This window comes from Edwardsiella sp. EA181011, assembly GCF_000800725.1.
Lineage (GTDB): Bacteria > Pseudomonadota > Gammaproteobacteria > Enterobacterales > Enterobacteriaceae > Edwardsiella > Edwardsiella anguillarum.
The window spans coordinates 924,037-946,020 of record NZ_CP011364.1; the positions used below are offsets into that span (position 1 = coordinate 924,037).

Below are 21,984 nucleotides of genomic sequence, written 5' to 3' on the forward strand. Positions count from 1 at the left end.
AAGTGTAACGGCAGTGATTATTGCGAATATAACTATATGTTATGGAATGAGTTTACTTTTTCTGGGTCGCTCGCTTTCCCATGACTCAGCCTAACATACCCGCCTGGCGATCATATCGGTATTGTCCGATTTTTCCTACCGCCGGGAAGGGATTATCGCAACAAATCTCCTGTCTGGCGGCGTTATGGCCCGACATCGCCGGTGAGGTAAAATAATGGCAACATATGTTGCGAAAATATGAGCATCTGCGCACAATGCCGCAAGGTGCCTTTGCGATCCCAAACGGTTTATCATGCCGGGCCCGCCGTCGGCCGGGGCGAACGCATATCTTTAGGATGTCGGGTTGAGTATGGATAGTTCCACTAAGAAGCCCAGGATCTTGGGCGTTGAAACCGTGGCGCACTCACGCTTATTTAACGTCGAGTCCGTCGATCTGGAGTTTAGCAACGGGGTGCGTCGGGTGTATGAGCGTATGCGCCCGTCGGGCCGCGAGGCGGTGATGATCGTGCCTATTCTAGGGGACGATCTGCTGCTGATCCGTGAATATGCCGTCGGTATTGAGGAGTATGAGCTGGGTTTCCCCAAGGGACTGATCGATCCCGGCGAGCGGGTGTTCCAGGCGGCCAACCGTGAGCTGATGGAAGAGGCCGGTTTTGGGGCGCAGCGTTTTACCCTGCTGCATAAGCTCACGATGGCCCCCTCCTATTTTTCCAGTCAGATGAACGTGGTGGTAGCGGAAGATCTTTTCGCTCAGCGCCTGCAGGGCGATGAACCTGAGGTGATGCCGGTGATCCGCTGGCCGCTGACCCAGATGATGGCACTGCTGCAGGAGCCCGATTTTCACGAGGCGCGCAACGTGAGCGCGTTGTTTCTGCTGCGGGAGTATCTACAGCGCCAGTGCGCCTAGGACGATGCGGGTCAGCGTTGGTAAAGTAAAAAAGGAGCCTGATGGCTCCTTTTTATTTGATGAAGACGAGGGGGAAGGCGGGTATCAGAATAGCTCCTGACTCTGCCCCTCATTGTTGATGATCACGGTGCCGGCATCCGGCGTGGCGTAGTCCGTCGGCTGGGTTCCCCCAATGAAGTACTCGCTGCGGCTGTTACCGCTGCCGGTGGCCAGCTTGCCGGTCACCCTGTCGATAACGACACTGACAATGCCCGGCGGCGGCGGCAGCGGCTGCTCGGGGATTCCGGTCAGCGCCGACTTCATGAAGTCGTCCCACGCCGGCTGGGCACTTTTGGCCCCGCCCTCGCCGCCGGAGATCTGATCCTTCAGAGCACCAGACACGGTGGTGCGTCCCAGATCGCGCCGATGATCGTCAAAGCCTATCCAGACGCTGGTGACAATGCCCGGACCGTAGCCGGAGAACCAGGCGTCTTTGGAGCTGTTGGTGGTACCGGTTTTCCCGCCGATATCATGGCGCTTCAGATCGCGCATCGCGCGCCACCCGGTTCCCATCCAGCCCGGCTCGCCCCAGATGTTGCTGCTCAGCGCATCGTGCATCAGGAAGGCCAGCGGCGTGCTGATAACGTGCGGCGCATAGCGCTGATCGCTATCTTGGCTGACCTGACCCGGCGTGACCTGCTCCAGCTCCGGCATCGGTACGCTGCCGTTCACGCTCGGGGTTGTCGAGACGGCGACGTTTTCTACGCTGTCGTCGCTTAATACCGCCGACTTCGGCGTCGGGCCATAGATAACCGGCAGGTTACAGCTGTCGCATACGACCTTCGGATGAGCTTCATAGATCGTCTGATCGCTGCCGTCGACGACCTTGGTGATGAAGTAGGGGTCGACCAGATAGCCGCCGTTGGCAAAGACGGCGTAGCCGCGCACCAGCTGCAGCGGGGTAAAGTTGGCTGAGCCCAGCGCCAGGGATTCGGTCTTCACGATGTTCTGCGCCGGGAAGCCGAAGCGCAGCAGATAGTCTGCGGCGTAATCGACGCCCATGGCACGCATGGCGCGCACCATCACCACGTTTTTCGACTCACCGAGCCCCTGACGCAGGCGGATGGGACCGGCATAGGTCGGCGGTGAGTTTTTCGGTCGCCAATCGGTACCGGCGCCGGCATCCCAACGGGAGATGGGTAGATCGTTGAGGATGGTCGCCAACGTCAACCCCTTATCCATGGCGGCGGTGTACAGGAACGGCTTGATATTGGAGCCGACCTGGCGTACCGACTGGGTGACGCGGTTGAATTTGCTCTGATTAAAGTCAAAACCGCCGACCAGCGCCTTGATGGCGCCATCCTGCGGGCTGATGGAGACCAGGGCGGAGTTGACGTCCGGCACCTGCGCCAGCCACCAACGCTTATCGCTGTCCTGACGCACCCAAATTTGCTGTCCCGGCTGCAGGACGTCGCTGACTTTCCGCGGCGTGGCACCCTGGACGCGATCGCTGCGGTAAGGGCGGGCCCAGCGCACGGTGGCCAGCGGCAGCGAGACGCCGTTGCCGTTGGCCAGCATAGCCGTGGCGCCGTCGGCATTGGCCGACATCACGACGGCCGGCAGCAGCGGGCCATAGGAGGGCAGGGCGTTGAGCGTATCGGCGATCCGCTGCTGGCTCCAGGCCGGCTGCCCGACCTTCCACAGTACGTTGGCGGGGCCGCGGTAGCCGTGGCGCATATCGTAGTTGATCACGTTATCGCGCAGGGCCGTTTGGGCGGCAACCTGCAGGTGTTTGGTGATGGTGGTGTAGACCTTAAAGCCGTCGGTATAGGCGTTTTCACCATATTTATCCACCATCTGCTGGCGCACCATTTCGGCCAGATAGGGGGCGGAGAAGTCGATCTCCGGCCCATGATAGCGGGAGACCAGCGGTTCGCTGCGCGCCTGATCGTACTGTGCCTGGGTGATGTAGTGTTCATCCAGCATCCGGCTAAGCACGACGTTGCGGCGGGCGACGGCGCGATCGTGGGAGTAGAGCGGATTAAAGGTGGATGGCGCTTTGGGCAGGCCCGCGATCATGGCCATTTCACTCAGCGTGAGCTGATCGACGGATTTGCCGAAGTAGACCTGCGCGGCTGCGCCGACGCCGTAGGCGCGGTAGCCCAGATAAATTTTATTGAGATAGAGATCGAGAATTTCGTCTTTATTCAACAGCTGCTCGATGCGAATGGCGAGAAAGGCCTCCTTTACTTTACGCATCAGCGTTCGCTCTGGGCTGAGGAAGAAGTTCCTGGCCAGCTGCTGGGTGATGGTGCTGGCGCCCTGCGAGGCATGTCCGGTAAACAGGGCGACGGAGGCCGCACGGAAGATGCCGATAGGATCAACGCCGTGGTGTTCGAAGAAACGGCTGTCTTCGGTGGCGATAAACGCCTTGACCATCAGCGGGGGGATCTGCGTGAGCGGCAGCGGAATACGGCGCTTTTCACCATATTGGGCGATGAGATAGCCGTCGGCGCTGTACACCTGCATCGGTGTCTGTAGCCGCACGTCTTTCAGCGTTGCAACGTCCGGGAGCTGCGGCTCAACGTATTTGTACAGTCCAAATACCGCAGCGACTCCCAGCAGAATGCAACAGACCGCGAGGATGATTAAATACTTTACGAACTTCACCTGGAATTTCCCATTACATGTCAGTTGGGCAGTTTATAAACAAACGGGCAGTAGTATAAAGGCTAGCAGACACAGAGGATACGTTCTTTTAGTAAGTTGATGATAAGGAGACGCGGCATGGGGAGCGGTCATTGGCGCTTGGGGATCGATATTCAGCCCGCTCAGCTGATCGCCGTGGCGCTCTCGGCGCGCCGCGACGGCATCCAGCTGCGCGGTTGGTGGCGATTGCCGCTGACGGCTGACCCGGATCGGGACGGGCTTTCCCCCTCGCTGCCCGCGGCGCTGGCTGCGCTGCGCGCCCGTTTGCCGCGTCGGCTGTCGGTGCGGGCGGCCTTTCCCGCTGAGCGGGCGATCCGCGATACGCTAGCGGGTAGCGCGCTTCCCCTGACACCTTGGCAGCGGCATCGCCTGCTGCTGGCGCAGGGAGAGCGCCAGCTGATGCTTCCCGCGCACCAGATGGTCTGTGACTTCGCCCCCGCGCCTGAGGGGGGCGGGCGCTGGCAGGTGTGTGCCGTGCACCGCGCGCAGCGCGATCGGTGGTGCGCGCTGTTCGACAGCGCGGGTTTACCGCTGCAGCGCTTAACGCTGGCGCCTTGCGCGCTGCACCGCTTGGCGCGTCTGGCGGGAGAGAGCCCCGCGGCGCCGCTGATCTACGGCGATGGGCGCCGTTTCTGCTGGATAGCGCCCTGGGGATCGCCGCTGCAGTATGGGTTTGTTTCCTTAGCCGACGGCCCGGAGGCGGCCTGTGCCCAGGCCGTGGCCGCGCTGCCGCCCGGTGTGGCCGACGGCGTTGCACCGCTGCGCTGCGGTAGCGATAGCGGCCGCCGGGGGTGGTCTGGCCTACGCGCTGTACGTCATCTCGTCTCTCCGCTGCCCACCGATCCCGCGGCGTTTAGCCTCGCGCTGGGGCTGGCCGTGATGCCGGAGTCACCGCCGTGGATGATATAGATCTGCTGCCCTGGCGCGAGGCCCGGCGTCGGGCGCGTCTTCGTATGCTGTGGCTGACGTTGGCGCTGGGAATCCCTGCGTTTGCTGCGTTGGGGATGAGCGCCGGGCGCCTGCTGTACCAGCGTAGGGCGCCGTTGATCGGGCAGATTGCTGAGCAGGCCCGTCTGCGGGAGGCCGCGTATCGCCAGCTTCAGCAGAGAATGGCCGCGCTGCCCGCGCCGCTGCGGCATGAGTCGGGGCCCGGGGCCTCGGGGGCGCCGTCGTCGGACGCGCCGGTAACGCGGTTGGCACAGCAGCTGCGTCTGGTGCAGGCCACGATCCCTGATGCGGTATGGCTGACGCGCCTGAGCCATCTACCGCCGTACTGGCTCTTGGAGGGGCAGGGCGTCTCCCGGCAGGTGGTGGCCGATTTTGCCCTACGTATGGCGGCGTGGCGCTGGCAGGGGCTGCATCGCGCCGCCGACGGTCGCTGGCAGTTTACGCTGCGCCTCTGTGCGACGGAGGCGTGCCGTGGCTGAGCTGCTGCTGTCGCTGCAGGGTAGGCTGTATACCCTCTCGCCCCGGGCGCTGCGTCAATGGCTGTGGGGGAGCACGTTGTTGCTTCTGACCTCGCTGCTGGCCGGGCTGTGGCTATGGCATACGCTGGAGCGGCAGAGGCTGCGCGTTCGATTGACGGAGGGCGCCGCGCAGATGGCGATGCTGCGAGTTCAGCGCTGGGCGACCGAACTGCGCCTCTGGCAGGCGGATATCGACGCGACAGCACAGGCCGTGCGCCAGGCGCGCTGTGCCCCAGAGCATAACGCCGCGTTTTCTTGGCAGATCCAGCGTGATGGGCAGCGTCATGTCTCTGCCGACATGACGTTCAGCGCCCTGCTGCAGACGCTGGATACCCTGTCCGACTGCGGTCAGCGCGTGAGTTCGCTGACGATCACGCCGCGCGCGCAGGGGGTGCATATAACCTGGGTGGAGCAGGAGGACGAATGAGGGCGAAAGGCGTCGGATGGGGAACGCTGCTGCTGGCGTGTGGCGGCGATGCCGCACGGGATCCATTTCAGCCTCCCGAACTGGCCCCGGCGGCGGCCAGCGCCGTCGGGATCGTCGGTCGGGCGCCTTGCTTTTCGCTGTGGCGGCGCGATGAACAGGGCCGCTGGCGTCCTGCGGCCCTGCCCGCCTCTCCGCGCCCCGCCGCGTTGGGCCCACCGGCGCTGCGCTTTACGCCGCTGGCGCTGTATCCCTTTCGCTGTCCGCGCCTTATCCCTTTGGCGGCGCGTCGGGAGGGGACGGAGAGATGAGATGCCACTCCGCGTATGCCGCGGCTATCGCGGCGCTGCTGGCCATGAGCCCGGCTGGACTGGCGATGCCTCTGACGCTCTGGTTCGATCGCGCGCCCCTGCCCAGCGTGCTGCAGGCGGTGGCGGAGTTTGCTGGGCTAAACCTGATCCTCAGTGAGGAGGTGCGCGGCGAGGCGACGGTGCATATTGCCCATACTCCGTGGCCACGGGTGCTCGACGCCCTGGCGGAGATCCACGATCTCAGCGTGATACGGCGCGATGGGATCCTGCTGATCCAAAGCCGCGCGCGCGCGGCGCGGCAGGCGGGGTCCGCCGCGGCGCCTGCGCCGCTCAAACCGCCGCAGATGCGGAGTCAGCGCGTGGTGCTGCGCCATGCCGACGCGGCGACGGTAGAGAAAAGTCTGCGTCAGCGCCGCGATTTGCTGGGCGAGACGGGCAGCGCGGTGGCGGACAGCCGCACCAATGCCCTGCTGCTGCGGGCGGAGGCAGCCCGTCTGGCGGCGCTGCGCGACTGGATTGCGCAGCTGGATGTGCCGCTGTCGCAGGTACAGCTGGCAGCCCATATCGTTTCTATCAGCCAAGAGGGGCTGCGTGAGTTGGGGATCCGCTGGTACAGCGGAGACGAGCGCTCACGCGGACAGGATACGCTACGCGGCGCGGCGGATGCCTATTTCAGCGCGGGGTTTCAGGTGGCCCGCATCGGGGGGCAGGCGCTGGCGGTGGCGCTTGCGGCGCTGGAGCGACAGGATAAGGTGACGATCATCGCCAGTCCGCATCTGATGGCAGCCCATGGGCAGACGGCCAGCATAAAACAGGGCAGTGAGCTCCCCTATGCCGTCTCCGGCGGCGAGCGCGGCGTGAGCACCATGGAGTTTAAGGAGGCGGTGCTGGGTATGTCGGTCACGCCGCGGGTATTGGCCGATGCGCATATTGAGCTGGCGCTGCAGATAAGTCAGAACATGCCCGGGCGAGTAGTGCGCCAGGGTGACAGCGAAGCGCTGGCGATCGATAAACAGGAGATTACGACCCAGGTCACGTTGAGCGACGGCGACACGGCGATGCTGGGCGGTATCTTTCAGTATCAGCGTCAAGTGGATAGCATCGGCTTTCCCTGGCTTGCCGAGGTGCCGCTGCTGGGCCATCTGCTGCGCAGCGACAGCCAGCGCAGCGGGCGGCGCGAGTTGGTGATTTTTATTACGCCGACCCTGCTTTCTCCCGCCTCTCCCACCTCCCAATCGCTGCGCCAGTCGGCGCGCGGCTAAAAATTTTTATCACATGAATGGTTTCCGCGTTTGACGCTGGGATGGATTTGGCATACAAGGTTAGCGGTTTGCGCCTTGTTCCGTCCCGTATTTCCCGCCGTACACCGGGTCTTCTTTGTGTATCGTGCCGCGCGGAAATTTATTCGGTTGCCAAACAGCCTTGAGTGTTGAGATAATTTTTCGTCTGATCTCGCACTATCTTCATGAGGTTTCAGTTTCGGTCCCGTCGCTAATTTGATTGGCGGGGCGGGTTATCATTAACGTATTGTCTTAGTAGTACCGAAAACATGGCAGAGAAACGCAATATCTTTCTGGTTGGGCCTATGGGTGCCGGCAAAAGTACTATTGGCCGTCAGTTAGCGCAGCAGCTGAACATGGAATTCTTCGACTCCGACCAGGAGATCGAACGTCGTACCGGCGCCGATGTGAGCTGGGTCTTTGACGTTGAGGGCGAAGAGGGCTTTCGCGATCGCGAAGAGAAAGTCATCAATGAACTGACGGAGAAGCAAGGCATCGTGCTGGCGACCGGGGGCGGCTCCGTCAAATCTCGCGAGACCCGTAATCGCCTGTCCGCGAGGGGCGTGGTCGTCTATCTGGAAACTACCATTGAAAAACAGCTGGCGCGTACGCAGCGTGACAAAAAACGCCCGTTGCTACAGGTAGATACGCCGCGCGAGGTGCTGGAGCAGCTGGCGCAGGAACGCAATCCGCTGTATGAAGAGATTGCCGACGTGACTATCCGCACGGATGAGCAGAGCGCCAAAGTGGTGGCCAACCAGATTATCCATTTGCTGGAAAACAACTGAACGGTTGGCTGAGGAACTAGCGTTGTAACAGGGGGCAGGCAGGCCGTGGAAAGGATCACCGTAACGCTCGGGGAGCGTAGCTACCCGATCAGCATCGCCAGTGGGCTTTTTTCACAGGAGGCGGCTTTCTGGCCGCTGCACTCCGGCGAGCAGGCCATGCTGATCACCAACGAAACCCTGGCTAAACTGTACCTGGCGCCGGTGCAGCGTACGCTGGAGCGGGCAGGCGTACGCGTCGGGCTGGTGATCCTGCCCGACGGTGAGCAGTTTAAGTCACTGAGCGTACTGGATCGGGTATTCAGCGCGCTGCTGGAGAACAACCACGGGCGGGATACCACGTTAGTGGCGCTGGGGGGCGGCGTGATCGGCGATCTGACCGGTTTTGCCGCCGCGTGCTATCAGCGCGGCGTCCGCTTCATTCAGGTGCCGACAACGCTGTTGGCGCAGGTGGACTCCTCGGTGGGCGGAAAGACCGCGGTCAATCATCCGCTGGGTAAGAATATGATCGGCGCATTTTATCAGCCGGCCAGCGTGACGATCGACATCGACTGTCTGCAGACCCTACCGCCGCGCGAGCTCGCCTCCGGGCTGGCGGAGGTCATTAAATACGGCATCATCATGGATGCCGATTTTTTCCGTTGGCTTGAGACGCAGATGGATGCGCTGCTGCGTCTGGAGCCGTCCGCGCTGGCCTACTGTATCCGCCGCTGCTGCGAGCTGAAGGCGCAGGTGGTGGCGGAGGATGAGCGTGAACAGGGCCGCCGGGCGCTGTTGAATCTCGGCCATACGTTTGGTCATGCCATCGAGGCTGAGATGGGCTATGGCAACTGGCTGCACGGCGAGGCTGTGGCCGTGGGGACGATGATGGCGGCCCGCGTAGCCTGCCGTCTGGGCTATCTGCAGCCGCCGCAGGCCGAGCGTATGTCGGCGCTGCTGACGCGCGCCGGGCTGCCGGTGCTAGGGCCGGCCGGTATGGCCCCTGACGCCTATCTACCGCATATGCTGCGTGATAAGAAGGTGCTGGGCGGAACCCTGCGGCTGGTGTTGCCGACCGCTATCGGCAGCGCGGAGGTGTTCGCCGGGGTAAGCCATGATGTCGTGCGGGATGCGATTGCGGACTGCCTGGCCTGAGCGGTTAATTTGCGAGTCTCCGGCGCGGTACGGCCGGCTTTGCCTCTAAGTGGAGGGTGAGATGGATCAAGAAGAGTTTAAAGCAGACGATGAGTTAAAACCGGACGCCAGCGATCGTCGTCCGCCGCGTGCGCGCGGCCGACGTCCCGCGACGCCGCGTCTGACGGTATCGCGTCAGCATCTGATGATCGGCGCCGGCGTCCTGGTATTGCTGGTGGTGATCGTGGCGATCGGATCGGCGCTGAAATCGCCCTCCAAGGGGAGCTCTGCCCAGTCTACGGCTACGGCGGGCAGTGCCAGAGAGATCAATCTGTCCGGTGCATCTTCCATGACTAACGGCAGCGCCGGAAGCAACGTGACCGACGTTCAGGACGGTAGTGGGGTCAATAACTCCGCGCAGCCAGGTCAGCCGCAGCCGATCACGATGCCCTCCGTATCGCCTACGCCAACGCAGTCTGCTCCGGCGCTTCAGGAGAGCGGGCAGCAGCGGATCGATCTGGCGGGGAACTCTGTTTCCGATGCGCTGACCCAGCAGCAAGGCGCGCTAGATGCGATGTCGCAGGCTGGCACGCTACCGACGGCCCCGGCAACGCTGGCCGGCGGCGCAGCGCGTATCGCGCCGAAAGCGGCGGTCGAATCGACGCCGCGGCCTAAGACGCCGACGCGTCGGGAGGAGCGGGCGCCGGTCCGCCACAGCGAGAAGAGCGTAGCGCAGACACCCAGCGCGCCGAAGCAAACGGCGCACCTGCCGGTGGTGGGCAGCAATGGTAAACCGGCGGCGCATCTGCCGCAAAGTGCCGGCAGCAGCGCTGGTGCGCTGAAGAGCGCCCCGGGCAGCCACTATACCCTACAGCTGAGCGGCGCCTCGCAGCCCACTACGCTGAACGCGTTTGCCCGTCGCCAGAGCCTGAGCCACTATTGGGTATATGAAACGTCCCGCAACGGTAAGCCTTGGTATGTGCTGGTAAGCGGCAGCTATGCGACGCCGGCGGATGCCCGGCGGGCGATTGCGACGCTGCCGGCAGAGGTGCAGGCGATGAAGCCCTGGGCTCGCCCGCTGAGCCAGGTGCAAAAGGATGCAAAGTAAGCGGTCACCCATAAAACGCGCGCGATGTGCTGTCTGAAAAGGTACGCCCTGGCGAATTGAAAGAGTAGAAATAACTGACTGGCGACGGCATGAAGAAGAAGCGCGCATTTTTGAAATGGGCCGGCGGGAAATATCCTTTGATTGAAGAGATCCGTCGGCACCTGCCGGCGGGCGAAAGACTGGTAGAGCCTTTCGTCGGCGCTGGCTCTGTGTTTTTAAACACGGATTACGATGAGTACCTGTTGGCGGACATTAACGCCGATCTGGTCGGGTTGTACAATATTGTGAAAGATGAGACGGATCGCTTTATCGGCGATGCCCGTCAGATGTTTTGCCCTGAACTGAACGTCTCGGAGGAGTATTACCGCATCCGTGAGGCCTTTAACCTGTGCGACGATCGTTACCAGCGGGCGCTGTACTTCCTCTATCTGAACCGGCACTGCTATAACGGTCTGTGCCGCTATAATGCCAAGGGGGAGTTCAACGTCCCCTTCGGGCGCTATAAAAAGCCCTACTTCCCTCAAGAGGAGCTGGAGTTTTTTGCCCGCAAGGCCGAGCGTGCGGTGTTTGTCTGCGAACATTATCAGCAGACGATGCTGCGCGCGCAGCCGGGTGCCGTGGTGTATTGCGATCCACCCTACGCCCCGCTGTCCGCTACCGCCAATTTTACCGCCTACCACGTCAACGGCTTTGGCTTTGCCGAGCAGGAGCGCCTGGCGGAGCTGGCCGGTGAACTGGCCCAGCGTCAGGTGCCGGTGCTGATCTCTAACCATGAAACCCCGCTGACGCGGGAGTGGTACGCGCAGGCCGATGCGCTGCACGTCGTGAAAGTTCGGCGCACCATCAGCAGAAAAACTGACGGGCGCAGCAAAGTGAACGAATTATTGGCGCTGTACGGCAAGCGCTAAGCGCGGCCGTCGGCCCCCCGAGCTCAGGAGAAACGGATGAACCCGTATTTAATTGCCCCGTCGATTTTGTCCGCAGACTTTGCCCGGCTGGGCGAAGATACTGCCAAGGTATTGGCCGCCGGTGCCGATGTGGTGCACTTTGATGTCATGGATAACCACTATGTGCCGAATTTGACTATTGGCCCGATGGTCTGTAAAGCGCTGCGGGACTATGGCATCACCGCCCCGATCGATGTTCACCTGATGGTGAAGCCGGTCGATCGGATCATCCCGGATTTCGCCGATGCCGGTGCCAGCATTATTACCTTCCATCCGGAGGCATCGGAGCACGTCGATCGCACTCTGCAGCTGATCCGCGCCTGTGGCTGTAAGGCGGGGCTGGTTCTGAACCCGGCAACGCCGCTGAGCTGTCTGGATTACGTGATGGATCGCCTCGATACCATCCTGCTGATGTCCGTAAACCCGGGCTTTGGTGGCCAGTCCTTTATTCCGTCGACCCTCGATAAGCTGCGTCAGGTGCGTCAGCGCATTGATGCCAGCGGTCTGGATATTCGCCTGGAGGTTGACGGTGGCGTGAAGGTGGACAACATCGGCGCTATCGCCGCGGCCGGCGCCGATATGTTTGTCGCAGGCTCGGCTATTTTCGGCCACGCTGACTATGCGGCGGTGATCACGGATATGCGTCGTGAAATTGCGCAGGCCTGCCATGAATAAAGGTATTCCGGTACAGGCACTGGCCTTTGATTTGGACGGCACGCTGGTGGATAGCGCGCCGGGTCTGGCGGCGGCTACGGACGCGGCGCTGCTGGCGCTGGGCTACCCGGCGCCGGGCGTGGAACGGGTGAAGCTGTGGCTGGGAAATGGCGCAGATGTTCTGATGCAGCGCGCCTTGAGCTGGGCCGGAGCCTCACAGGATGCCGCGCTGTGTCAGCGTGCGCGGCGTGCATTTGACGCGCACTACGCCGAGAGCGCCAATCAGGGATGTCAGCTGTTTCCCGGCGTCCGGGAGACGCTGGGGGTACTGGCGGCCCAGGGATTTCCGCTGGCGGTTATCACCAATAAGCCCTCGCCCTTTGTCCGCCCGATGCTGGAGAGCCTGGGGATCGATACGCTCTTCGGTCAGGTGATCGGCGGCGACGATGTCGCTAAGCGTAAGCCCCATCCGGCCCCGCTCTATCTGGTGCTGTCCCGTCTGGGGCTGCGGGCCGATGAGATGCTGTTTGTCGGTGACTCGCGCAATGATATCCAAGCTGGCCAGTCGGCCGGCTGTCCTACCGTCGGCTTGACCTACGGTTATAACTATGGCGAACCTATCGCTGCCAGCGAGCCCTGCCGCGTGCTGGATGATTTTGCCGGACTGCTGCCCTTGGTAGGGCTGGCGCCGCTGAACTGAATTGATAAGGACAGGAATGTGACCATGAGTAAGCCCATTGTTTTCAGCGGCGCGCAGCCGTCTGGTGAACTCACCATCGGTAACTATATGGGCGCGCTGCGCCAGTGGGTACAGATGCAGGATGAGTATGACTGCATTTACTGTATCGTCGATCAGCACGCCATCACCGTGCGTCAAGACGCAGAGAAACTGCGCAGCGCGACGCTGGATACGCTGGCCCTGTACCTGGCCTGCGGTATCGATCCGCAGAAGAGCACGATTTTTGTGCAGTCTCATGTTCCAGAGCATGCCCAGCTGGGCTGGGTTCTGAACTGTTACACCTATTTCGGCGAACTGAGCCGCATGACTCAGTTCAAGGATAAATCGGCGCGCTACGCAGAGAACATTAACGCCGGCCTGTTTGATTACCCGGTGCTGATGGCGGCGGACATCCTGTTGTACCAGACTCATCAGGTCCCGGTAGGGGAAGATCAGAAACAGCACCTGGAGCTGAGCCGTGATGTCGCGGCGCGCTTCAACGCGCTGTATGGTGACATCTTTAAGGTGCCGGAGCCGTTTATTCCCAAGTCGGGCGCGCGCGTCATGTCGCTGCTGGAGCCGACCAAAAAGATGTCTAAGTCGGATGAGAACCGCAACAACGTGATCGGCCTGCTGGAAGATCCCAAGGCGGTGACCAAGAAGATCAAGCGCGCGGTGACCGACTCCGATGAGCCGCCGGTCGTGCGTTACGACGTGGTCAATAAGGCCGGCGTCTCCAATCTGCTGGATATTCTTTCCGGAGTGACCGGTAAGCGTATCGAGGATCTGGAGGCCGAGTTTGCGGGCAAGATGTACGGCCACCTGAAGGGTGCCGTTGCCGATGCGGTCTCCGGGATGCTGTCTGAGCTGCAGGAGCGGTATCACCGTTTCCGCAATGATGAGGCCTACCTGCAGGAAGTGATGCGCGATGGCGCCGCCAAAGCGCGCGCGCGCGCCGCGCAGACCCTGGACAAGGTCTACGATGCGATCGGGTTTGTCGCGCGGCCGTAAGCGGCGCGGCGATCTGAACGTGAAGAGGAGGGCGATGGCCCTCCTTTTTTTTGCGCCGTGTTATGCGCTCGCCGCTTCGCTGCGGAACCAGTTGAGGTGTGGCCGCAGGGTGACGACGTCGCCGACGATGATCAGGCTGGGGCTGGCAACGCGCGTTGCCAGCGTCTCCAACTGAGTCAGCGTTCCGCTGACGACCCGCTGGCGAACCGTGGTGCCGTTTTCAACCAGGGCGACGGGGGTATCTGGCAGCATGCCGTGCTGTAGGAGGCGATGCTGAATGGTCGCAGCCTGGCTCAGTCCCATATAAAACACGAGCGTTTGTCCTGCGGCCGCCAGGCAGGACCAATCCAGTTGGCCATCCTGGCGGGTATGGCCGGTGACCAGGCGGACGCTTTGGGCATGGTCGCGGTGAGTCAGCGGAATACCGCTATAGGCGGAGCAGCCGGAGGCGGCGGTAATACCGGGCACCACCGAGAAGGCGATCCCCGCGGCGGCCAGCGCCTCAAGCTCTTCGCCTCCCCGGCCAAAGATGAAGGGATCGCCGCCCTTGAGGCGCACCACCCGTTTTCCATCACGCGCGTGATCCAGCAGGGTCTGATTGATCTCCTCCTGGGGAACGCAGTGATGACCGGCGCGTTTGCCGACGAAGATACGCGTTGCGTCGCGTCGCACCAGCGACATGACCTCATCGGATACCAGGCGATCATAGATGATCACGTCCGCCCGCTGGATCTGCTGTAGCCCTTTGAGGGTCAACAGCCCTGCATCCCCCGGCCCGGCGCCGACTAGCGTCACCTCGCCGCGATCCGCCGGCGCCGCGCTGAACAGCGCATCCACCTGTTGCTGTGTCTGTGCGGTGTCGCCGTTGGCCAGCGACTGTGCCAGACGATCTTGGGCGAACAGTCGCTCCCAAAAGCGGCGGCGCAGCGACAGGGTGGGAAAGTGCGCCTTGACGCGCTGGCGCAGGTGGCCAGCCAGGTGTGCCAGCTGGCCGAGATGCTGCGGTAGCTGCGCCTCCAGCTTTTCGCGCAGAATCCTGGCCAGCACCGGTGCGCTGCCGCCGGAGGAGACGGCGACCATCAACGGCGAGCGATCGACGATCGACGGCATGATGAAGCCCGTCTGTTGCGCGGCATCGACCACGTTACAAAAGATACAGCGCGCCTCGGACTGGGCCAGCACCTGCTGATTTACCCGGCTGTCGTCGGTGGCGGCGATAGCCAGCCACTTGCCCGTGAGCAGCGCGGGGTCGAAGTCGCCGGCGATCAGCGTCAGCTGACCATCCCGCTGCCACTGTTCAAACTGGGGCGTGAAGCGCCCGGCGTTCACCGTCAAAATCGCGCCCGCCTCCATCAACAGACGGGCCTTACGCTCGGCTACCTCGCCGCCGCCGACCAGCAGGCAGGGCTTAGTACGCAGCTGACAAAATATCGGAAAGTAATCCATCAGAGATCCTCAAGGGGGTTCCTGTTGTGGGGCGGTCATATACCGCGAGCGGGGATAGTACGCCAAGGGGCAGAGACTCTCCAGCTTGCCAGACTCGTTGCCAGCCTGCAGCGGACTTGTTTAAAGAAACGGCCACTGCGGGTTGGCGTCAGCGCCGGGGCGGGATCGCAGGGAATCCGTCCGACAGAATAAATAATCAGCAAAGAAAACGTTTGCTTTTTGGCGCGAACTCTTTAGAATGCGCCAGATTTTTTTGTCTACTGCACAGAGATTAAGGAGGATTGCGTGTCGCAGGATAACAATTTCAGTCAGGGGCCCGTCCCGCCATCGGCGCGCAAGGGGGTACTGGCATTAAGCTGTGTCATGCTGGGGCTAACCTTCTTTTCCGCCAGTATGTGGACCGGCGGCACGCTCGGCACCGGCCTTGGCTATCACGATTTTCTTCTGGCCGTATTCGTCGGTAATCTCCTCCTCGGTATCTATACCTCCACGCTTGGCTATATCGGTGCAAAAACCGGTCTGACGACGCACCTGCTAGCGCGCTTCTCCTTTGGTGTTAAAGGCTCTTGGCTGCCTTCGCTGCTGCTGGGCGGCACGCAGGTGGGATGGTTTGGCGTCGGGGTCGCCATGTTCGCGATTCCGGTCAGTAAGGCGACCGGTCTGAATACCGATCTGCTGATCGCGCTTTCCGGACTGCTGATGACCGTGACGGTGTTCTTTGGCATCTCGGCGTTGACGCTGCTGTCGGCGATCGCGGTACCGGCAATCGCGCTGCTCGGCGGCTACTCGGTGTGGTTGGCGATCGATGGTATGGGCGGGATGGATGCCCTGCGTGAGGTGGTTCCCGCGCAGCCGCTGGATTTCAATTTGGCGCTGGCACTGGTGGTCGGCTCCTTTATCAGCGCAGGCACGCTGACGGCGGACTTTGTCCGCTTTGGCCGCAGCGCCAAGGTGGCGGTGCTGGTGACGATGGTGGCGTTCTTTCTCGGTAACTCGCTGATGTTTATCTTTGGCGCGACCGGAGCCGCGGCGCTGGGGATGTCTGACATCTCCGACGTCATGATAGCTCAAGGGCTGTTGCTGCCCGCGATTGCGGTGCTGGGGCTAAATATCTGGACCACCAATGATAATGCACTGTATGCCTCCGGTCTGGGATTCGCCAATATCACCGGGTTGTCGAGCAAGACGCTGTCGGTTGCCAACGGGATCATCGGGACCCTGTGCGCGCTGTGGCTGTATAACAACTTTGTCGGCTGGCTGACCTTCCTCTCCGCCGCCATTCCGCCGGTCGGCGGGGTGATCATTGCGGATTACCTGATGAACCGGCGCCGTTACAGCAACTTTGCGGAGGCGGATAGGGTCGCGGTAAACTGGAACGCCATTGCCGCCGTCGCCCTGGGCGTCGCCGCGGGTCACGGGTTGCCGGGGATCGTTCCGCTGAACGCCGTATTGGGCGGCGCCCTGAGCTACGTGGTTCTCAGCCGCAGGGCGAGTCGTCAGAGAGAAAATAGACTGGAGATCAGCCATGCAGAATAACGTACTGCGCGCCGTGATCAATGCCCGCCTGCCCGCGCGCGACGGGTGGTGGCAAATTACCTTGGAGCATGGCCTGATCGCGGCCATTACGCCGCAGCCCGCGCTACGGGCTGCGCAGCCGGATGAGCTGGATGCACAGCAGGGGCTGGTGGTGCCGCCCTTTGTCGAACCGCATATTCATCTGGATACGACGCAGACGGCGGGGCAGCCAGCGTGGAACCAGTCGGGAACTCTGTTTGAAGGGATCGAGCGCTGGGCCGAGCGCAAGGCGCAGCTGACCCACGATGACGTGAAACAGCGTGCCTGGCAGACCCTAAAGTGGCAGATAGCGAACGGTATCCAGCACGTGCGCAGCCACGTGGACGTCTCCGATCCGTCGCTGACGGCGCTAAAGGCGATGCTGGAGGTACGCCAGGAGGCGGCGCCCTGGGTCGATCTGCAGCTGGTCGCTTTTCCACAAGAGGGGATCCTCTCCTATCCAAACGGCGAAGCCCTGCTGGAGGAGGCGCTGCGACTGGGCGCCGATGTGGTGGGGGCTATTCCGCATTTTGAGTTTACCCGCGAATATGGCGTGGAGTCGCTGCATAAGGCCTTCGCGCTGGCCGCGCGCTATGACCGCCTGATCGATGTTCACTGTGATGAAATAGACGATGAGCAGTCGCGCTTCGTGGAAACCGTGGCGGCGCTGGCGCACCGCGAAGGCATGGGGGCACGGGTGACCGCCAGCCATACCACGGCGATGCACTCTTACAACGGCGCCTATACCTCGCGGCTATTCCGGCTGCTGAAGATGTCGCAGATTAACTTTGTCGCTAATCCGTTGGTCAACATCCATCTGCAGGGGCGTTTCGACGACTATCCCAAGCGGCGCGGCATCACCCGGGTGAAGGAGATGCTGCAGGCCGGGATCAACGTCTGCTTCGGCCATGATGATGTGTTTGACCCCTGGTACCCGCTGGGCACCGCCAATATGCTGCAGGTGCTGCACATGGGGCTGCATGTCTACCAACTGATGGGCTACGCCCAGATTGACGAGGGGCTGGCACTGATCGGTTCGCACAGCGCCAAAACGCTCGGTCTGCAGGGATATGGGGTGGCGCCGGGCTGCCGCGCCAGTCTGCTGGTGCTGCCGGCGGAGAGCGGGTTTGACGCGGTGCGCCGACAGGTGCCGGTGCGTTACTCCCTGCGTGATGGCTGCCTGATCGCGGAGACCCGTCCGGCGCAGAGCCAGATTTATCTGCGGCAGGCGGAGCGCGTCGACTTCCGCCGCTGAGTTCGGCGCGCGCAAAAAAACGGGGCCTGCATGCAGGCCCCGTTGTTATGGGTATGGCGCAGTCTACTTGGCCGCGTGACCATGCAGGCGGTGCTTGGTGACAAACCCCAGCAGGACGCACATGACAAAAACGACCAGATAGAGACCGTTGGCCGTCGCCAGCGCGGCATGGGCTCCGCTGTGAGCGACGATGGGGCCGGTGACGACGAAGGTCAGCATGGTGCCGATGGTGCCGCAGGTCAGGATAAAGTTCACCAGCTTCGGCGAGGAGACCTTGGTCTGCTGCGATCCCAGCGTAATCAGCGTGGTATAGATAGCGCTGCTGACAAAGCCCAGGCCCAGAATATACATGCTCAGCATGGCGCCCTGCTGGCTGCTGACGAACATGTACATCATAAAGGTGGAAAGGGCGGCCAATACCGTGACGATGCGCTGCAGATCGAAGAAGCGCAGCGCGACGCTGAAGAACCACATGCCGACCATATAGGCGGTCCAGAAGTTACTGACCAGCCCGCCGCTCTCTTCAATGCTCATGCCGAAGCGCTTGGCGGCATACTCCGGTACCCACTGAATAAAGCCCAGCTGACCGAGGATGTAGCAGAGCGCCGCGATCGACAGGAACAGAACGCCGATCCCCCACTTTTCCTTGCTGACCGGCTGGCTGTCGCCGACGGCCTGCTTACCCAGCTGCGGGAAGTCAGAGCACAGCGTCAGGATAAAGATGGCCAGATACAGAACGCCGATGCAGGCGTAGACCCAATACCATGCCACGTGCTGTGCCAGCAGGGTGGCGGCGATGATGGGGAACACCATCCCGGCCATGCTGAAGAAGGAGTCGGTAAACAGCAGGCGAGAGCCGCGCTGACGCCCGGTATAGATATGGGTGATCAGGAAGGTTCCGATCGACATGGTGATCCCGCTGACCACGCCCAGCACGAACATGCAGGCGGAGAAGATGGCCAGATTGTGCCCGACCATCAGACCGGCGATGGCAAGGATCATCAGGATAAAGCCAAAAATGAGCTGACGTTTGAGCGGAATGATCTCCATCAGCCAGGCGTTAAGGAAAATGGAAACCAAAATCCCGGTGTTGAGGAACGTAAAGGTATTACTCATGCTGGAGATCGGCAGATTAAAGTACTCTGCGATATTTCCCATCACCATCCCGGTGACAATCACCAATGCGCCGGTAAGCGCATAGGAGAAGAAACTGATCCATGTTAGGCGGATGCGATTGCTGTCGGTCATAGCAAGGCCTGTATCAGTATATAAGGTAAAAAGAAGCGTGTTTGTGGGAAGATCCGACAAGAAGGGTCGATTTCACCAAGCGTGCGCATCCTAACATAGCCACGCCGACGTTTTGTGATATGAATCTTCTTTTTATTGCAATGCAATAATTTTTTGCTTAAAAAATGAGATCTTTTGCGAATTTGTCTCCGGATGGTCGCCGCTTCGGCAGCGTATGGGGGGCGTCGTCTCCTCAACGCGCCCGTTTGTTGCGGGTGGCGCTCGGTGATTCGGATTGGGAGCGCTTGTCCTGTGCGTCAATTCCGCTAATGTAGGGATAGGCCGGGCGCAAAACGTGGCGTGGCGGCTCGGTAAATCTGAGTAAATGGGTGGCGATTATGCTAAGGGCTATTTAGAATCGTTACGCCATTTTGTTGTTTTTACGCTTTTGACAAAGCCCGTCAGAGAAAGGAAGTTTTCATGTTCAAAAGAATCGTCATTACCCTGGTCACCCTCTTCTCGCTGGCCGTCATGGCCCCCGCCGCGCTGGCGGCCAACACGCGGGTCATGCTGACGACCAGCGTAGGCAATATTGAGCTGGAGCTGTATAACCAGAAGGCGCCGGTAACCGTTGATAACTTTCTTGGCTACGTTAACAGCGGTTATTACAACGACACTATTTTTCACCGTGTGATCCCGGGCTTTATGATCCAGGGCGGCGGTTTTACAGGTGATATGCAGCAGAAAGCGACACAGCCGCCGATCAAGAACGAGGCGGACAACGGGCTGCGCAACCTGCGCGGTACTATCGCGATGGCGCGCACCGCGGAGAAAGATAGCGCGACCAGCCAGTTTTTTATCAACGTGGCGGACAACGCCTTTCTCGACCATGGGCAGCGTGACTTTGGCTATGCTGTCTTCGGCAAAGTGATTAAGGGGATGGATGTCGTCGACAAGATCTCCCAGGCGCGTACCGAAAACGTCGGCCCTTATCAGAATGTGCCGGCCAAGCCGATTGTGATCACCTCGGCCAGCGTTATGAAGTAAGGCCGCGCGTCTCTGCACGGTTTCACACAGCGGGCGCCGGATGGCGCCCGCTGTGTTACTGACGCAGAAAGTTGCGCAGCAGGGCGTGTCCCTGCTCGCTAAGAATGCTTTCCGGATGGAACTGAACCCCCTCCAGGGCCATGCCGGTATGACGGATCCCCATAATCTCATCGACCGCGCCATCGCGCTCGCTCCAGGCGGTCACCTCCAGGCAGTCGGGCAGGCTCTCCTTATCCAGAATCAGCGAGTGGTAGCGGGTGACCGTTAGCGGGTTATTCAGCCCCTGGAATACGCCGCGATTGCGGTGGCGGATAGCGCTGGTCTTGCCGTGCATCACCTGTCGCGCCCGGATCACCCGCGCGCCGAAAACCTGTCCCAGCGCCTGGTGCCCCAGGCAGACCCCCAATAGCGGAACGCGCCCCGCCAGATGACGGATGGCCGCAAGGGAAATACCGGCCTGATCGGGCGTACCCGGTCCGGGAGAGATCACCACGTGCGATGGACGCAGGGCATCGATCTGCGCCAGCGTCAGCGCATCGTTGCGTTTGACCATGACCTCGGCGTCGAGCTGGCAAAAGTACTGGTACAGATTGTAGGTAAAGGAGTCGTAGTTATCGATAAGCAGCAGCATGGCATGGCACTGGCGTTACGGGAAAGCGGTGATGATAAAGCATACGCCGGACAAATTCAGCCCCGCCGGGCCGGACGCGAAGGGGCTTGCACGGCGTTGACGCTGAAAATAGGGTTGCCGCCAATTGATTTATTATTCATATTTTATGATTATAAAATCACTTTAACTTGGCCGATGCAAACGGAGATGACGCGGGATGACGCAGAAAAATACAGTGGAAAGGGGCAACTTTGAAAAGGTGATGTTGCCGGTTTATGCACCCGCAGAGTTTGTGCCAGTGCGTGGCCAAGGCAGCCGGGTGTGGGATCAGCAGGGGCGCGACTATATCGACTTTGCCGGCGGTATTGCGGTGACGGCGCTGGGGCATTGCCACCCGGCACTGGTGGCCGCGTTACAGGAGCAGGGGAGCCGCCTGTGGCATACCAGCAATGTCTTTACTAATGAGCCCGCGCTGCGCCTGGCGCAGAAGCTGATCGATGCCACCTTTGCCGAGCGGGTATTTTTTGCCAACTCCGGCGCAGAGGCCAATGAGGCGGCGTTAAAGCTGGCCCGCTACCACGCCGCGACGCGTATCAGTCCTCATAAAAGCCAGATTATCGCCTTCAAGCAGGGGTTTCACGGCCGTACCCTGTTTACCGTGTCGGTGGGAGGCCAGCCCAAGTACTCGGATGGCTTCGGACCGAAGCTGGCGGATATTGTACACTTGCCGTTCAACGATCTGGCGGCGGTGGAGGCGATTATCGGTGAACAGACCTGTGCGGTGATCGTCGAGCCCGTTCAGGGCGAGGGCGGGGTATTGCCGGCCAGCGCCGCGTTTCTGCAGGGGCTGCGAACGCTGTGCGATCGCCATCGGGCGCTGCTGATTTTTGATGAGGTACAAAGCGGGATAGGACGCAGCGGTAGGCTGTTTAGTTACATGCACTACGGCGTGACGCCGGACATTCTGACCAGCGCCAAGGCATTGGGCGGCGGTTTTCCTATCAGCGCCATGCTGACCACCGAAGCGATCGCCTCAGCGATGACGGTGGGCTGCCACGGCACGACCTATGGCGGCAATCCGCTGGCCTGTGCGGTGGCGGAAGCGGCGTTCGATATCATCAGCCAGCCGCAGATCCTCGCCGGGGTGGCGACGCGCCGACAGGCCATGGTTAGCCATTTGCAGGCCCTTAACCGGCGTCACGGGACGTTTAGCGACATCCGCGGACAGGGGCTGCTGCTGGGGGCGGCCTTGTCGCCCGCCTACCGTGGACGTGCCCGAGACATTCTGCACGCGGCGGCGGAGCAGGGGGTGATGCTGCTGAACGCCGGCGCCGATACGCTGCGCTTTACGCCGTCTCTGGTGATCGAGACGGCGGAGATCGACGAGGGAATGGCCCGCCTGGGGCGAGCGCTGGGTACGCTGGCGGCCTAGG

The 21,984-nt window shown here is 61.5% G+C and carries 22 protein-coding genes; 18 read left to right on the forward strand and 4 right to left on the reverse strand.

All coding sequences use genetic code 11. From position 1 onward, the window contains the following. Positions 1-349: 349 nt before the first annotated feature. Positions 350-907: an ADP compounds hydrolase NudE gene (nudE, locus tag QY76_RS04130; protein ID WP_034163871.1), complete on the forward strand. Its 558-nt coding sequence runs from the start codon at positions 350-352 to the stop codon at positions 905-907. A gap of 84 nt (positions 908-991) precedes the next feature. On the opposite strand, the gene mrcA is transcribed toward nudE, so the two are convergent. Continuing rightward, positions 992-3,556 carry a peptidoglycan glycosyltransferase/peptidoglycan DD-transpeptidase MrcA gene (gene mrcA / locus QY76_RS04135; protein ID WP_045426131.1) on the reverse strand — a complete coding sequence of 855 codons (2,565 nt, stop codon included), beginning with the start codon at positions 3,554-3,556 and terminating at the stop codon, positions 992-994. A 117-nt stretch (positions 3,557-3,673) separates the two neighbouring features. Here mrcA and QY76_RS04140 point away from each other — a divergent pair, with 117 nt between their 5' ends. The 12 genes from QY76_RS04140 to trpS all read left to right on the forward strand — a co-directional run bounded on the left by QY76_RS04140 (position 3,674) and on the right by trpS (position 13,412). Further along, the gene (locus QY76_RS04140; protein WP_045426134.1) at positions 3,674-4,504 is read left to right on the forward strand and encodes a hypothetical protein; all 831 of its coding nucleotides are present in this window, start codon (positions 3,674-3,676) and stop codon (positions 4,502-4,504) included. Next, the gene (locus tag QY76_RS04145) at positions 4,492-5,022 is read left to right on the forward strand and encodes a hypothetical protein (protein WP_235439445.1); all 531 of its coding nucleotides are present in this window, start codon (positions 4,492-4,494) and stop codon (positions 5,020-5,022) included. The genes QY76_RS04140 and QY76_RS04145 overlap by 13 nt, the downstream gene beginning before the upstream one ends. Beyond that, positions 5,015-5,488, forward strand: a complete 474-nt coding sequence (locus QY76_RS04150; RefSeq protein ID WP_034163867.1) for a hypothetical protein — start codon at positions 5,015-5,017, stop codon at positions 5,486-5,488. The genes QY76_RS04145 and QY76_RS04150 overlap by 8 nt, the downstream gene beginning before the upstream one ends. Next, positions 5,485-5,796, forward strand: a complete 312-nt coding sequence (locus QY76_RS04155; RefSeq protein WP_034163866.1) for a hypothetical protein — start codon at positions 5,485-5,487, stop codon at positions 5,794-5,796. Before QY76_RS04150 ends, QY76_RS04155 begins: the two co-directional genes overlap by 4 nt. After that, positions 5,793-7,058, forward strand: coding sequence for a secretin N-terminal domain-containing protein (locus QY76_RS04160; protein ID WP_034163865.1), 1,266 nt, complete (start codon positions 5,793-5,795; stop codon positions 7,056-7,058). Before QY76_RS04155 ends, QY76_RS04160 begins: the two co-directional genes overlap by 4 nt. A gap of 287 nt (positions 7,059-7,345) precedes the next feature. Continuing rightward, complete coding sequence (gene aroK, locus QY76_RS04165) at positions 7,346-7,864, forward strand: shikimate kinase AroK (protein ID WP_005290467.1); 519 nt, start codon at positions 7,346-7,348, stop codon at positions 7,862-7,864. 45 nt (positions 7,865-7,909) lie between these two features. After that, a complete protein-coding gene (gene aroB, locus QY76_RS04170) occupies positions 7,910-8,995 on the forward strand; it encodes a 3-dehydroquinate synthase (protein ID WP_045426137.1) in 1,086 nt (361 codons plus the stop codon). A gap of 61 nt (positions 8,996-9,056) precedes the next feature. Then, positions 9,057-10,082, forward strand: coding sequence for an SPOR domain-containing protein (locus QY76_RS04175; protein ID WP_034163860.1), 1,026 nt, complete (start codon positions 9,057-9,059; stop codon positions 10,080-10,082). 89 nt (positions 10,083-10,171) lie between these two features. Beyond that, positions 10,172-10,990, forward strand: coding sequence for an adenine-specific DNA-methyltransferase (gene dam / locus QY76_RS04180; RefSeq protein ID WP_034163859.1), 819 nt, complete (start codon positions 10,172-10,174; stop codon positions 10,988-10,990). Positions 10,991-11,026: 36 nt separating this feature from the next. After that, positions 11,027-11,704 carry a ribulose-phosphate 3-epimerase gene (gene rpe, locus QY76_RS04185; protein WP_012850057.1) on the forward strand — a complete coding sequence of 226 codons (678 nt, stop codon included), beginning with the start codon at positions 11,027-11,029 and terminating at the stop codon, positions 11,702-11,704. Further along, positions 11,697-12,383: a phosphoglycolate phosphatase gene (locus QY76_RS04190; RefSeq protein ID WP_034163858.1), complete on the forward strand. Its 687-nt coding sequence runs from the start codon at positions 11,697-11,699 to the stop codon at positions 12,381-12,383. Before rpe ends, QY76_RS04190 begins: the two co-directional genes overlap by 8 nt. 24 nt (positions 12,384-12,407) lie before the next feature. After that, complete coding sequence (trpS, locus tag QY76_RS04195; protein ID WP_034163856.1) at positions 12,408-13,412, forward strand: tryptophan--tRNA ligase; 1,005 nt, start codon at positions 12,408-12,410, stop codon at positions 13,410-13,412. 60 nt (positions 13,413-13,472) lie between these two features. Here trpS and cysG read toward each other — a convergent pair whose 3' ends face one another. Beyond that, positions 13,473-14,858, reverse strand: a complete 1,386-nt coding sequence (cysG, locus tag QY76_RS04200; protein WP_034163855.1) for a siroheme synthase CysG — start codon at positions 14,856-14,858, stop codon at positions 13,473-13,475. Positions 14,859-15,143: 285 nt separating this feature from the next. Here cysG and codB point away from each other — a divergent pair, with 285 nt between their 5' ends. After that, positions 15,144-16,394: a cytosine permease gene (codB, locus tag QY76_RS04205; protein ID WP_034163854.1), complete on the forward strand. Its 1,251-nt coding sequence runs from the start codon at positions 15,144-15,146 to the stop codon at positions 16,392-16,394. Further along, on the forward strand, positions 16,384-17,667 hold the full coding sequence (locus QY76_RS04210) for a cytosine deaminase (protein ID WP_045426141.1): 1,284 nt from the start codon (positions 16,384-16,386) through the stop codon (positions 17,665-17,667). Before codB ends, QY76_RS04210 begins: the two co-directional genes overlap by 11 nt. 63 nt (positions 17,668-17,730) lie before the next feature. Here QY76_RS04210 and tsgA read toward each other — a convergent pair whose 3' ends face one another. Next, positions 17,731-18,915: an MFS transporter TsgA gene (gene tsgA, locus QY76_RS04215; RefSeq protein ID WP_034163852.1), complete on the reverse strand. Its 1,185-nt coding sequence runs from the start codon at positions 18,913-18,915 to the stop codon at positions 17,731-17,733. A gap of 459 nt (positions 18,916-19,374) precedes the next feature. On the opposite strand from tsgA, the gene ppiA reads away from it, so the two are divergent. After that, positions 19,375-19,941, forward strand: coding sequence for a peptidylprolyl isomerase A (gene ppiA / locus QY76_RS04220; protein ID WP_034163851.1), 567 nt, complete (start codon positions 19,375-19,377; stop codon positions 19,939-19,941). A gap of 55 nt (positions 19,942-19,996) precedes the next feature. On the opposite strand, the gene QY76_RS04225 is transcribed toward ppiA, so the two are convergent. Next, positions 19,997-20,572, reverse strand: coding sequence for an aminodeoxychorismate synthase component II (locus QY76_RS04225; RefSeq protein ID WP_034163850.1), 576 nt, complete (start codon positions 20,570-20,572; stop codon positions 19,997-19,999). Positions 20,573-20,575: 3 nt separating this feature from the next. On the opposite strand from QY76_RS04225, the gene QY76_RS18600 reads away from it, so the two are divergent. Both QY76_RS18600 and QY76_RS04230 read left to right on the forward strand, forming a co-directional pair. Next, positions 20,576-20,806 carry a hypothetical protein gene (locus QY76_RS18600; protein WP_144242804.1) on the forward strand — a complete coding sequence of 77 codons (231 nt, stop codon included), beginning with the start codon at positions 20,576-20,578 and terminating at the stop codon, positions 20,804-20,806. Beyond that, positions 20,769-21,983 (forward strand): aspartate aminotransferase family protein, encoded by a 1,215-nt coding sequence (locus tag QY76_RS04230; protein ID WP_034163849.1) that lies wholly within the window; start codon positions 20,769-20,771, stop codon positions 21,981-21,983. The genes QY76_RS18600 and QY76_RS04230 overlap by 38 nt, the downstream gene beginning before the upstream one ends. Position 21,984: the final 1 nt, after the last annotated feature.

Bases quoted from the DNA above. Each gene is read 5' to 3' on its own strand.
- QY76_RS18600 (WP_144242804.1), top strand. From the start codon at position 20,576: ATGGCACTGGCGTTACGGGAAAGCGGTGATGATAAAGCATACGCCGGA.
- QY76_RS04230 (WP_034163849.1), top strand. From the start codon at position 20,769: ATGACGCAGAAAAATACAGTGGAAAGGGGCAACTTTGAAAAGGTGATG.
- ppiA (WP_034163851.1), top strand. From the start codon at position 19,375: ATGTTCAAAAGAATCGTCATTACCCTGGTCACCCTCTTCTCGCTGGCC.
- QY76_RS04225 (WP_034163850.1), bottom strand. From the start codon at position 20,572: ATGCTGCTGCTTATCGATAACTACGACTCCTTTACCTACAATCTGTAC.
- dam (WP_034163859.1), top strand. From the start codon at position 10,172: ATGAAGAAGAAGCGCGCATTTTTGAAATGGGCCGGCGGGAAATATCCT.
- nudE (WP_034163871.1), top strand. From the start codon at position 350: ATGGATAGTTCCACTAAGAAGCCCAGGATCTTGGGCGTTGAAACCGTG.
- QY76_RS04190 (WP_034163858.1), top strand. From the start codon at position 11,697: ATGAATAAAGGTATTCCGGTACAGGCACTGGCCTTTGATTTGGACGGC.
- rpe (WP_012850057.1), top strand. From the start codon at position 11,027: ATGAACCCGTATTTAATTGCCCCGTCGATTTTGTCCGCAGACTTTGCC.
- cysG (WP_034163855.1), bottom strand. From the start codon at position 14,858: ATGGATTACTTTCCGATATTTTGTCAGCTGCGTACTAAGCCCTGCCTG.
- QY76_RS04210 (WP_045426141.1), top strand. From the start codon at position 16,384: ATGCAGAATAACGTACTGCGCGCCGTGATCAATGCCCGCCTGCCCGCG.
- tsgA (WP_034163852.1), bottom strand. From the start codon at position 18,915: ATGACCGACAGCAATCGCATCCGCCTAACATGGATCAGTTTCTTCTCC.
- QY76_RS04155 (WP_034163866.1), top strand. From the start codon at position 5,485: ATGAGGGCGAAAGGCGTCGGATGGGGAACGCTGCTGCTGGCGTGTGGC.
- QY76_RS04140 (WP_045426134.1), top strand. From the start codon at position 3,674: ATGGGGAGCGGTCATTGGCGCTTGGGGATCGATATTCAGCCCGCTCAG.
- aroK (WP_005290467.1), top strand. From the start codon at position 7,346: ATGGCAGAGAAACGCAATATCTTTCTGGTTGGGCCTATGGGTGCCGGC.
- trpS (WP_034163856.1), top strand. From the start codon at position 12,408: ATGAGTAAGCCCATTGTTTTCAGCGGCGCGCAGCCGTCTGGTGAACTC.
- QY76_RS04175 (WP_034163860.1), top strand. From the start codon at position 9,057: ATGGATCAAGAAGAGTTTAAAGCAGACGATGAGTTAAAACCGGACGCC.
- QY76_RS04160 (WP_034163865.1), top strand. From the start codon at position 5,793: ATGAGATGCCACTCCGCGTATGCCGCGGCTATCGCGGCGCTGCTGGCC.